Genomic DNA, 12,379 nt, shown 5'->3' with positions numbered 1-12,379 from the left:
TTTTAGATAAAATCTTGTAACCAATCAATCCTATAATATGAAATATTGGATTCATGATTTCATCGATATTTAGAATTGATTTCCCAAAAAGATTTACCTTCCAAGAGAAAGTTTACATTACGGATGAATAGATTTTAATATTAAATTGTAACAAACCATTAAGTTACTCGTCAAGTAGGTGTAACCAATCAAAACACACTTGACGTGAGTACCATTTTAACAGTCAATCATCTTACTAAAAAATTCGGGTACCTAACCGCAGTCAAAGACCTCTCGTTTACCATTGAAAAAGGTAACGTTTATGGTATTCTTGGACCAAATGGCAGTGGAAAATCGACTACGCTTGGCATTGTTTTAAACGTAGTCAATAAAACCAGCGGAGAATTTTCTTGGTTCAATGGTCAATCTTCAACACATGAAGCTTTAAAAAAAGTAGGTGCCATAATTGAGCGTCCTAACTTTTACCCATATATGACCGCTTTGCAGAACTTAAAATTAGTCTGCAAAATAAAAGATGTACCGGAAACTAAAATTGAAGAAAAGCTAGAATTAGTTGGCTTGCTTGATAGAAAGAACAGCAAATTTAAAACATACTCTTTAGGGATGAAACAGCGCTTGGCAATTGCCTCTGCCCTATTGAACGATCCAGAAATTTTAATATTAGATGAACCTACCAATGGTTTAGATCCGCAAGGTATTCATCAAATTAGAGAAATTATAAAAACTATTGCAGCAAAAGGCACTACTATTTTACTTGCTTCACATTTATTGGATGAGGTTGAAAAAGTGTGTACACATGTCGTTATTTTAAGAAAAGGGGAAAAACTATATTCTGGAAGAGTTGATAGTCTACAAGCTAGTTTCGGATTTTTCGAATTAAAATCTGATGACTTAGAAAAGTTAACTTCTTACTTAAAAAACAATCAGCATTTTGGCAATATAAAACAAGAAAATGGTCTGGTTACCGCAATTTTAACATCAGAGTTAGATGCCCAGACATTGAACAAACTACTATTTGATAATGGTATTATTGCATCTCACCTAGTTAAAAGGAAAGAGAGTTTAGAAGAGCAATTTTTAGCTTTAACCAAAAATGCCAACGCCTAACAAACCAATAAAATGATACGATTACTTCATATAGAATTTATAAAACTTTGGAACAACAGAGCTAGTAAGGTGTTGATTATCTCATATTTTGCGCTGCTAACATCCATAGCACTGGTAGCTGCCATAAAATTTGACATTGGTCCTATTAAATTTCATTTAGCAGATCAAGGTATTTTTAACTTCCCATACATCTGGCATTTTAATACTTTTATTACTGCATTTTTTAAATTATTCTTGGCAATCGTTATCGTTTCTATGATGTCAAATGAATACAGCAATAAGACCATAAAACAAAACTTGATTGATGGGCTGTCCAAGAAAGAATTTATCTTCTCTAAATTCTTAACGGTAGTCTCATTCTCTTTAGTTTCAACAATATTTGTTTTTATAGTTTCGTTGATTTTAGGTCTTATTTACTCAGATTTCAATGAAATATCTATCATTCTTACCGATTTAGAGTTCCTTTTGGCTTTTTTCATTAAACTAACGGGGTTCTTTTCCTTCTGTTTATTCTTAGGTGTATTGGTAAAACGATCTGCTTTTGCCTTAGGTTTTTTAATACTATGGCAAGTTTTTGAAGGAATTTTTCGTGGCATTATCAGATGGAAGTTTTTTGATAGCGAAACCACTGATGTTATTATGGGGTTTTTCCCTTTACAATCAATGTTCAACCTTATCAAAGAACCATTCTCAAGATTAGGAGCGGTACAATCTGTAGCTAACCAAATGGGAGAGCAATTAGCATTAGATTATTACATACACTGGTATGAAATTGTTATTGTATTGGCATGGATTGCCATTTTCGTATATGGTTCATTAGCCATATTAAAAAGGAGAGACCTTTAATACATCTGTTCAGATAGGTAATTAGTCCCATTTGTTAACCATACAGAAGTTTACATTTTCATTTTGTAGTATATTGTACTGTTTACGAAAATGCTATGAAAAAGAATTGGGACATAAAATTACCCAGGGTATTGGTTCTACCAATATTTTTCATTGCACTGCTATTTGGCACTTTAGAAACCTTAGCACAAGACTGCCCGTCTTTGGTAAGCCCGGCAGATGGTACCAATATGGTATCCGTTGACTCTTCTATTAGTTGGGAAGCCGTAGCTGGAGTACCAGGTTATATAATTTCATTAGGTACAACAATAGGCGGCAATGATATTTTAAATGAACGAAACGTTGGAGCTTCAACAAATTACATATCACCCACTGGATTACCGGAGAATACCGAAATTTTTGTAACCATTACTCTCTTCTTTTTCAATCAACCAAATATAGTCTGCGAGAGTCAAAGTTTTACGACTGCAGCTTTAAGTGAAGTTCCCGATTGTAGCCCAAACATTAGTCCGGCAGATACTGCAAATGATATTAATACGGCAACCAATATTATTTGGGGTGCCGCACCCGGCGCGTCTGGATATTACTTAACCATAGGCACAACTTTAAATGGTAGTGAAATTCTAAATAATGCAGATGTTCAAAATACACTGAGTTATAATCCTTCTATTGATCTACCAGCAGAAACCGATATTTACATAACAGTAATCCCCTATAATAGAATTGGTTTGGCTACAGGTTGCAGCACCACTATCTTCACAACGGCCGCCGCCGCAGAATTACCCTTATGCACAAGTATGGTTTCCCCAGTAAACGGCGAAACAAATGTGCCCCTGAGTCCTACATTAGAGTGGAACGAAATTGCAAATGCAACTGGATACCGGGTATCTATTGGCACATCACCCTTTGAAACTAATATTTTAGAAAATGCCATTCTTTTTAAAGCTTCTACTACAATTATCGATTTTGAGCCTAACCGGACTTTCTTTATTACAATAATTCCTTTTAATGAAGCTGGTGAAGCCATTGGATGTACTCAAGAAACATTCTCTACAATACTGGGTTGCGGACCATATTATGATCCGGTAAGTGGTGAACTTTTAGTCTTAAATCCGTCATTGACATTCCCAGATACAATTTCCTTATGCAGAGGTAACACATCAGATACAATCACTGCACCCGATGAAGCCGATGGCTATAGATGGTACAAATTGGATGGCAGAGGAAATGAAACTTTAATTTCTAGTACCGCAAATGTGTCTATAACAGAAGAAGGAGATTATATCTATGAGGCATACGACATCTTCGAAGACTCAGGCAGATCTTTTGAATGCTCATCATCAAAAACATTTCAAGCAACTATATCTCAGGCACCTGTAATTGAAAATGTCGATGTTCAAATAAGCGCAAATTCATTAAACTATATAATTTCAACAGCAGCTAATGGTGATTATGAATATGCCTTAGATAATGAAAATGGACCATATCAAAACTCTAACCAATTCAACGGAATTTCATTTCAAAATCATACCATATTTGTTAGAGACAAAAAAGGGTGTGGTATTGCCAAGCGTTTAGTGACACAAGATTTAACCGTTAACGGGTTCCCTAGTTTTTTTACACCTAACGGCGATGGTATTAATGACTTCTGGCAATTTATACCACCTATTGAAACCGGTGAAAACAATGTATCCGTTATTTTTATTTTCGATAAATTCGGTTCTCTACTGGCTCAAATAGCTCCAAATACAGATGGCTGGAACGGTAGTTTCAATGGAAAATCCTTACCAGAATCAGACTATTGGTTCAAAGCTTTTTCTACGAATAACAAAATAATAAAAGGTCATTTTTCATTGAAGCGATAGATGCAATGATTCTGTTTATCGAACTCTTTTAACTCGTACATCTTTCGTAATTTTATAGCATGAAATTTAAAGTAGTATCAGACTTCAAACCCACTGGGGATCAGCCAAATGCCATTAAAGAATTGGTGAAAGGAATAAATGAAAATGAAAAATACCAAACTTTATTAGGTGTTACGGGTTCTGGTAAAACTTTTACGGTAGCCAATGTCATTGAAAAAGTTCAAAAACCAACGCTTTTATTAGCGCATAATAAAACCCTTGCAGCCCAATTATATTCAGAATTTAAGCAGTTTTTTCCCGATAATGCGGTTGAATATTTCGTGTCATATTACGATTATTATCAACCAGAAGCATTTATACCTACTAGCGGTGTTTACATAGAAAAAGATCTTTCAATAAATGAGGATATAGAAAAACTACGTCTTAGTACTACCTCTTCTTTACTTTCTGGTAGACGAGATGTAATTGTTATTGCTTCCGTTTCATGTTTATATGGTATTGGTAACCCTGTAGAATTTCAAAAGAATGTTATATCTATAAAAAAAGATCAGGTAATTGCCAGAACAAAGCTTATGCATCAATTAGTGCAGTCTTTATACTCTAGGACAATGGCGGAATTTAAAAATGGAAACTTTAGGGTAAAAGGTGATGTGGTAGATGTTTTTCCTAGTTATGCAGACCACGCATATAGAATTCATTTTTTTGGAGATGAAATTGAAGAAATAGAAGCATTTGACCCCTTCAACAATAATATTATAGAGGTATATGAGAATTTAAACATCTACCCTGCCAACATGTTTGTTACCTCTAAAGATGTATTGCAAAATGCGATACACAACATACAAGACGACCTAGTTAAGCAAATTGATTATTTCAAAGATATTGCAAAGCCATTAGAAGCAAAACGTTTAGAAGAACGTACTAATTTTGATTTAGAAATGATTCGTGAACTTGGGTATTGCTCAGGTATTGAAAACTACTCTAGATATTTAGATGGTCGCCAACCCGGAACAAGACCTTTCTGCTTATTAGATTATTTTCCAGATGACTATTTAATGGTAATTGACGAAAGTCATGTTACCATACCACAAGTACATGCAATGTATGGTGGTGACCGATCTAGAAAAGTAAATTTAGTAGATTATGGATTTCGTCTACCGGCAGCAATGGACAATCGTCCTTTAAAATTTGAAGAATTTGAGGCTTTACAAAATCAAGTTTTACATGTTAGTGCTACTCCTGCAGATTATGAATTACAATTAAGTCAAGGAGTTTATGTGGAACAAGTTATTAGACCAACAGGACTTCTTGATCCTATTATTGAAGTTAGACCAAGTTTAAATCAAATCGATGATTTGGTAGAAGAAATTCAAATTAGAGTTGAGAAAGATGAACGGACTTTGGTAACTACTTTAACAAAAAGAATGGCGGAAGAGTTGGCAAAATATATGGACAGAATTAATATTCGATGTAGATATATTCATAGTGATGTTGACACATTAGAGCGTGTAGAAATCATGCAAGATCTACGAAAAGGAATCTTTGATGTACTTATTGGAGTCAATTTATTAAGAGAAGGATTAGATTTACCAGAGGTCTCTTTAGTCGTTATTTTAGATGCCGATAAAGAAGGTTTTTTACGTAGTAATAGATCGCTTACACAGACAGTTGGTAGAGCTGCAAGAAACTTAAATGGAAGGGCAATTATGTATGCAGATAAGATAACGGCAAGCATGCAAAAAACAATTGACGAAACAGAATACAGAAGACAAAAACAAATCCAATATAACACAGATAATAACATAACCCCAAAAGCATTAAACAAGAGTTTGGATAGTGTACTTTCTAAGAATTCTGTCTCTACTTATCACTTCATAAAAGAAGAGTTAAGAGCAGCTGAACCAGACATGGATTACCTAACCAAAGAGCAGATTGAAAAGCTTATAAAGGACAAAAGAAAAGCAATGGAAAAAGCAGCAAAAGAATTAGATTTTATGCAGGCTGCGAAATTGAGAGATGAAATAAAATCGCTTCAAGAGCAAGAATAAGTCAAGTTTAGGAAAAATTAACCAAAATGGAATTTAGATATATTTAAACTTCACTTAAAATTGTATAAAATACTGGATTATAATTATTTAAATAAAATTTTTAGACAAGACTAAATCTTATAATTTTTATATTAAATGAAAAATTTAGTGAATTTATTGCTTATTGCAGTATGTATAAGTAGTAGTTTAAATAGCTTTTCACAGAAGTTAAAAAGCGATGACATTAGATTAATGGTCGATGAAAATTTCATGACCGCTTCTACGAATTTACATCATTTTTTAAGATTACCAAATGACGGTAATTTTCCCGAACAAATTGAAAATAATAAAGCTTGGTGCGATAGTGTTTTTAAAAGTTTAAAATTCAAAACACAGACCATAATTACCGAAGGTGCACCCCTACTTTTTGCCGAAAAAATATATCATAAAAACAGAAAGAGTATTCTATTTTATCTACAAATTGACGGGCAACCTGTCGACCGTTCTGAGTGGTCTCAAAACGATCCTTATGAACCCGTTTTCAAGACCTTGAAAAATGGAAAATGGACAACGGAAGAATTTGATTTTAGTCAAAAAAACATACCAGATGATCTAAGGATTTTTGCAAGATCTGCATCCGATTCTAAAGGTCCGGCGATGTCATTAATTTCAGCACTGAAAATTTTAAAAGAACAACAAATTATTCCAGAATACAACATAAAAGTAGTCATGGATTTTCAAGAAGAACTTGGCTCACCAGATTTACCAAAAGCTGTTCTTAACAATAAAAGCCTCTTACAAGCAGAAATGCTTTTGATAATGGACGGCACTAGACATCTTTCTAATTTACCAACTTTGACATATGGCGCCAGAGGTATTACTACAGCAACAATTACCATTTTTGGTTCGACCGATGCATTGCATAGCGGTCAATATGGAAATTATGCACCGAACCCCGTTTTTAAGGCAGCACAATTAATAAGTAGTTTCAAAGATGAAAAAGGCATAGTTCAAATTAATGGGTTTTATAAAGGTGTCCATTTATCTGATCGCGATAAAGAACTACTTAATTCTATACCAGAAAATATGGACAGTCTAAATTTGAGACTGGGCATTGCCACTTCTGAAAAAGTTGCAGACACCTATCAAGAGGCATTACAATTTCCATCTTTCAACATTAGAGGCTTAAAAGCTGGATGGACAGGCAAGGAAGTCCGCACTCTAATACCCGAAGAAGTTATTATTGAAATAGATATGCGATTAGTACCTGAAACACCAGGGGAAAGACAAATAAAATTACTACGGGCGCATATTAAAGAAGAGGGGTTTTACATCGTGGACTCTATACCAACTAAAGAAGAAAGAGCAGCTTACCCTAAACTCGTGTCTCTCGATTATAGAATTGGCTCAAAACCATTTAGAACAGAAATGGATAGTTCAATCGGTGAGTTTTTAAATTCGGCTTTAACTAAAGTGTTTGGTAATAAAATTGTAAATATGAGAACTACCGGTGGATCCCAACCTATGGCGCCATTTATAGAAGCATTGAATATTCCCGCAGTATCTATTCGAATTCCCAACCCCGATAATAATATACATGCCCCTAATGAAAATCTAAGAATGGGAAATTATAAGGAGGGTATAATTTCATGTATTGCGTTATTAACTGAAAAACTACCATAAAAAAAAGTGCTTTGATTTCTCAAAGCACTCAACTAAACAACTCTAACCAACCTAAAAAAAACTTAGTACTTAAAACTTATTTTAACTCAATCAATCTTTTTGGTTTCGGCAAAGCCTCTTCCTTTTTTGGAATATTGAATTTTAAAATTCCGCCTTCATATGTCGCTTCAATATTATCTGTTGCAACTGTATCCGGCAAAGTAAATGATCTTTTAAAAGATGAAATACTAAACTCTCTTCTTGTAAAATTCTCTTTTACTTCTTCATTCTTTTCTTTAATTTCTGCTGAAATAGTTAATACTGAATCATCAATTTCAATTTTGAAATCATCTTTAACCCTTCCAGGTACAAAAAGTTCTAATTCAAAATCTTTCTCATTTTCTTTGATGTTCACCGCAGGTATGGTAGCACGTTTATTTTCTGTACCACCAAACCAATCTGGTCTAAATAACTCATTCATTAAAGCTGGGAACAGAACCTCATTTCTCTTTGTTAAACTCATAATCGTATATTTTAAAAAATTAATTCATTATTTGATTTGAATAGAACAAAGTATGTACCAAGCAAAATTTAATGTCATTTTGTCCGATAAATAGAATTAAATACTGCCATTTTGTCTTAAATTTATCTTAAAGAGTACGTATTATGTTTATTTAAGCGCTATTCTAGTGACAAGAATGACTAGTTTTATTGATAGAATTTTTAAAATGGATAAACTAACCAACTTCTTTCATCAAATACGTACTAAAATTGCCTTCTTCCCTACTATTATTTCATTAGCAGGTTTATTCTTAGCATTCTTTATGATATTTCTAGAACAACAGAATATTTCTGGTTACCTCATGAAAGTGGCTCCTATTTTAGTTATTGATGATACAGATACTGCCAAAACTATTCTAAGCACTCTAATAGGAGGTTTAATCTCGCTGACCGTATTCAGCTTCTCTATGGTTATGGTGCTATTGAACCAAGCTTCTAGCAATTTTTCACCAAGGGTTTTGCCCGGTATAATTTCAGATGAAAAACATCAGATTGTTCTAGGGCAATATATAGCAACCATACTTTACAATATATTTATTCTAATTTCTATTGAACCTACAGAAAAGTCATACCAAACTCCGGGCTTCTCTGTGTTATTAGGTATTATTTTAACCGTTATTTGCCTAGCAGCCTTCATCTATTTTATTCATCATATTTCACAGGCTATACAAGTAGGTAATATTTTAACGGCAATTCATTCCCGAACCAAATCTGAAATAAAATCTATTGTAGATGAACAAAGTGATAATTCATTTCAGTTTCCAAGTCATGATCATTGGGAGGAGTATGAAATAACAGAATCTGGTTATTTTCATGGATTACTTCATGATGATTTATTAGAATTATGTAGAGAGAACGATATAAAAGTTATAATTCAACTACATAAAGGGCAGTTCATATTAGATGGTACCATTGGTCTATTAACAGAAACACCTATAAATACGGATTTAAAAACTAAACTTATGGCTACGCTACTTTTTAGTCATGAAGAACTTATAGGTGAAAACTATATTTATGGGTTTAGGCAAATTTCTGAAATTGGAATAAAGGCAATGTCTCCAGGTATTAATGATCCTGGCACTGCTTTAAATACCATCGACTATCTAACCTCTCTATTCATTGATTTAATGAAAAAAGCCGATTTTGAATACTTGACGGATGAGGAAGGGACTAATTGGTCGCGTATTAAATGTGCCAAGTTTTCTGAGATATTATTTAATGTAATGGCTACATATAGATTATACTGTAAGCATGATATAACAGTGATGAGAAAACTACTACACATGCTAAAAACATTAAGCAATCATGTTATTAATTCTAATCAATTAACCATTATAGAGGAAGAAATAAAACAATTAAGAGAAGATGCAAACACCAATATTGAAAACAAAAGGGATTTAGAACAATTAGATGCCAATTTCATTTCTTGGTCTTAATTATAATGCGCCTTAAAAATTGCGATTAACATATTGGGTGGCACAATTTTACTAGGGTATTTATGCATAATAGTTAACACTTGCTGAATTGCGCCTGGTGGCAATCCCATTTTTAAACCAATATCATATATTCTTTTAACCTCATTTGGTTCTTGATTCTCATCAACATTCATAAGAAGAACCAATCTATTGAATTGTACGAGCCTATCTGACTGAGATTTAGGAATAACATGCTCAACATCAGTATTAAAAAGACTATCAAACGTTTTCTTACTCACCTCTAATTGCTGAGCAACGGAAAATAAAAAATCATACTCCGATTCTTTTATTTTATTATCGATTTTCGCAAACGAAATCATTTCTGATAAAATACTTAACTTCTCTTTATTAGTAGGCATATTCTTACGTAACAATTTGATATTCAGGGACTACATTTTTAAACGTAGCAAACCATTCTTTATTTCATCAGACGCAATATCATATTATTTTTATGATACTGGAAATTGCCAAACTTATTTAGCTAAATATTTTTTTATAACCTGTTCTCCTTCAGAATACTCTTCACAGAAATGTAAATCATATAAAAAATTTCTAATCGTATCCTGAGGTAAACCCATGTGTAATCCTTGTTTATATGAAGCTCTCACCCACTTGAAATAACTTTTACGTTGTTTTTTATCACGTAATGCCATCTTATAAAATCGTATAACCTTACTTGTTAAATTATCTGGAAGAATAAATATTTCCTCCTCTTTAATGTACTCATCAATAACATCTTGCATTAGCCCCAAATGACTGCCAATAGAGCAAATGAATTCGTATTCGGTTTGCTCTAAGGCATTATTAATCATTGAGGATTGAATCATGCCTGAGATAATTTTTAATTTTACGATTTCGGTCCCCATAATCTTAAATTAGTAGATTCTTTTAATCACTTACTTACTATTTTTTCTTTCAACACTATAAAATCTGATCTTCTATTTACTAAATGATCTTGATCAGAGCATTTAACTCCGTTACTACAGTTATTAATCAACATGGTTTCACCATAACCAAATGCGCTTAAAATTCGATCTGCAGATATTCCTTTACTTATTAAATATGTTCTTGTCGATTTTGCCCTATCATCTGAAAGGCGAAGATTATAGCTATCTGTTCCTCGTGAATCTGTATGAGATTCTATTTTAATTCTCATATCTGGAAATTGCTGCATTGCGAATAACACCTTATTCAACTCTATTTCTGCACGAGATGTTATAGCAGATTTATCGTAGTCAAAATAAATAGGATCTACTTTTATTTTTTCAACTTCACCATCATTCTCCACAATCATATCATAAGGTGTCAAGAAAACCACATTATCAAAAGATGGCTCTTCAGGATTTTTAGAAGTTGGGACTAACACCGTTTTCTTAGAAAATCTCTCTTTGAAAAAGACCAATCTATTCTCCCTATTACACGGCAAATTAATTTCATAATTACCGTTCTCATCTGTTAAAAGAATTTCACGTAAACCATCTTTTGGGTTCTTAACTTCAATATTCGCAAAGGGAACAGGTTCCTTTGTTATTTCATTTAAAACTTGCCCCGCATATGTTAAACAATCTACTGGCGCCATTTTTTCGAATGAATAAATATCATCGTCACCAACACCACCCATTCTATTGGAAGCAAAGTAACCATTGCCATATTGCTCTTCCATAATCAATGAAAAATCATCCATATTGCTATTAAACGGCTGGCCCATATTTACTGGTAACGAATACTCGTCCTTACCCAGAATTTTAGATTTAAAAATATCTAATCCACCTAGTCCGTAATGACCATCAGAAGAAAAATATAATACATCATTTACAACATAGGGGAACATTTCTCTACCCTTCGTATTAACAGCAGGACCTAAATTCATAGGTTTGGAGACCACTCTACCATCTCTAGATAAATCAACAACATAAATATCTGACCCACCAAAACCACCTGGCATATTAGAGGTGAAATATAAATATCTACCGTTTGAGCTTAAAGCCGGATGACCACATGAATACTCTTTATCATTTATAGAAAGTTCTACAACATCATTGACCTCACCATTATACAAATTACCTTTTACAATTTGCATATTAGATAGACCATCCTTATTTGCTTCTAATTTTCCCTTTTTGAAATAATTTCTGGTAATATAAATACGCTCTTTATTTTTGGACAAGGCAACGGAAGCATCATGAAAATCTGATAACCTATTGGCCGCAAATTTTTCTGGAATATAGTTGCCATCAGCAGGAATGGTTACAAATAAATCTAAATATGGCTGATTGTTCCAAGGATAGATTTTGCCACCAGCTTTAATAGAATCTCTAGTACTAGAAAATACAATTTTACCCTCTCTGTAAAATGCAGGTGAGAAATCTGATTTTGGACTATTAAAGCCAAGCGTATCCATTTTATATATTGAAGTTGTCAATAATAAGCTATCTAAATGTTTTTGCTGCGCCAATATCATTTGTAAACGATCTTGATCTTTATAGTATGAAAACAAAACCTCATCTGCCCTCTCAGCATCTAAATCTGCCTTTAAACACTGCACAAGTTTTATGATATTATTCTCACCAACTTCATTACCTTTTAAAACATATAATTTAGAGTACCATTTCTCTGCATTGGTATAATCACCTATATTAAAATAGCTATCTGCCAAGTTCTGAATAATACGGGTATCTGGTTTCTTATTTCTTGTGGCAATATCTGTATATAAGGATATTGCTTTATCATATTTAAAATTTTCAAAATATTCGTCTGCACGTGTTTCCTTTGTCTGTGAATAAGACATAAAAACCGTACCTAACACTAAGTATGTAAATAGTAATTTTATTTTCAT

General features: G+C 33.1%; 10 protein-coding genes. 6 read left to right on the top strand and 4 right to left on the bottom strand.

Features of this window, described 5'->3' with window-relative positions; genetic code table 11:
- The first annotated feature begins 204 nt into the window (after window positions 1–204).
- The 5 genes from BM296_RS09545 to BM296_RS09525 all read left to right on the top strand — a co-directional run bounded on the left by BM296_RS09545 (window position 205) and on the right by BM296_RS09525 (window position 7,528).
- On the top strand, window positions 205–1,107 hold the full coding sequence (locus tag BM296_RS09545) for an ABC transporter ATP-binding protein (protein WP_091902802.1): 903 nt from the start codon (window positions 205–207) through the stop codon (window positions 1,105–1,107).
- Window positions 1,108–1,119: 12 nt separating this feature from the next.
- On the top strand, window positions 1,120–1,953 hold the full coding sequence (locus BM296_RS09540) for an ABC transporter permease (protein ID WP_091902801.1): 834 nt from the start codon (window positions 1,120–1,122) through the stop codon (window positions 1,951–1,953).
- A 95-nt stretch (window positions 1,954–2,048) separates the two neighbouring features.
- Window positions 2,049–3,818, top strand: coding sequence for a T9SS type B sorting domain-containing protein (locus BM296_RS09535; protein WP_091902800.1), 1,770 nt, complete (start codon window positions 2,049–2,051; stop codon window positions 3,816–3,818).
- Window positions 3,819–3,877: 59 nt separating this feature from the next.
- Window positions 3,878–5,866 carry an excinuclease ABC subunit UvrB gene (gene uvrB / locus BM296_RS09530; RefSeq protein ID WP_091902799.1) on the top strand — a complete coding sequence of 663 codons (1,989 nt, stop codon included), beginning with the start codon at window positions 3,878–3,880 and terminating at the stop codon, window positions 5,864–5,866.
- Window positions 5,867–6,001: 135 nt separating this feature from the next.
- Entirely contained in the window at window positions 6,002–7,528 is a 1,527-nt protein-coding gene (locus tag BM296_RS09525; protein WP_091902798.1) for a M20/M25/M40 family metallo-hydrolase, read from the top strand.
- Between the two features lie 76 nt (window positions 7,529–7,604).
- On the opposite strand, the gene BM296_RS09520 is transcribed toward BM296_RS09525, so the two are convergent.
- Entirely contained in the window at window positions 7,605–8,030 is a 426-nt protein-coding gene (locus BM296_RS09520; protein ID WP_091902797.1) for an Hsp20/alpha crystallin family protein, read from the bottom strand.
- 205 nt (window positions 8,031–8,235) lie between these two features.
- Between BM296_RS09520 and BM296_RS09515 the strand changes: the two genes are divergently transcribed.
- On the top strand, window positions 8,236–9,504 hold the full coding sequence (locus BM296_RS09515) for a DUF2254 domain-containing protein (RefSeq protein ID WP_177214938.1): 1,269 nt from the start codon (window positions 8,236–8,238) through the stop codon (window positions 9,502–9,504).
- Here BM296_RS09515 and BM296_RS09510 read toward each other — a convergent pair.
- From BM296_RS09510 to BM296_RS09500, 3 genes are all read right to left on the bottom strand, one after another.
- Window positions 9,501–9,902, bottom strand: a complete 402-nt coding sequence (locus BM296_RS09510) for a hypothetical protein (RefSeq protein ID WP_027064380.1) — start codon at window positions 9,900–9,902, stop codon at window positions 9,501–9,503. The genes BM296_RS09515 and BM296_RS09510 overlap by 4 nt on opposite strands.
- Window positions 9,903–10,016: 114 nt before the next feature.
- Complete coding sequence (locus BM296_RS09505; protein WP_091902795.1) at window positions 10,017–10,409, bottom strand: hypothetical protein; 393 nt, start codon at window positions 10,407–10,409, stop codon at window positions 10,017–10,019.
- Window positions 10,410–10,435: 26 nt separating this feature from the next.
- The gene (locus tag BM296_RS09500; RefSeq protein ID WP_091902794.1) at window positions 10,436–12,379 is read right to left on the bottom strand and encodes an OmpA family protein; all 1,944 of its coding nucleotides are present in this window, start codon (window positions 12,377–12,379) and stop codon (window positions 10,436–10,438) included.

It is taken from the genome of Maribacter stanieri (assembly GCF_900112245.1).
GTDB lineage: Bacteria > Bacteroidota > Bacteroidia > Flavobacteriales > Flavobacteriaceae > Maribacter > Maribacter stanieri.
Note: the sequence above shows the minus strand (reverse complement) of the source record. Positions and strands in the feature narration are given on the sequence as shown.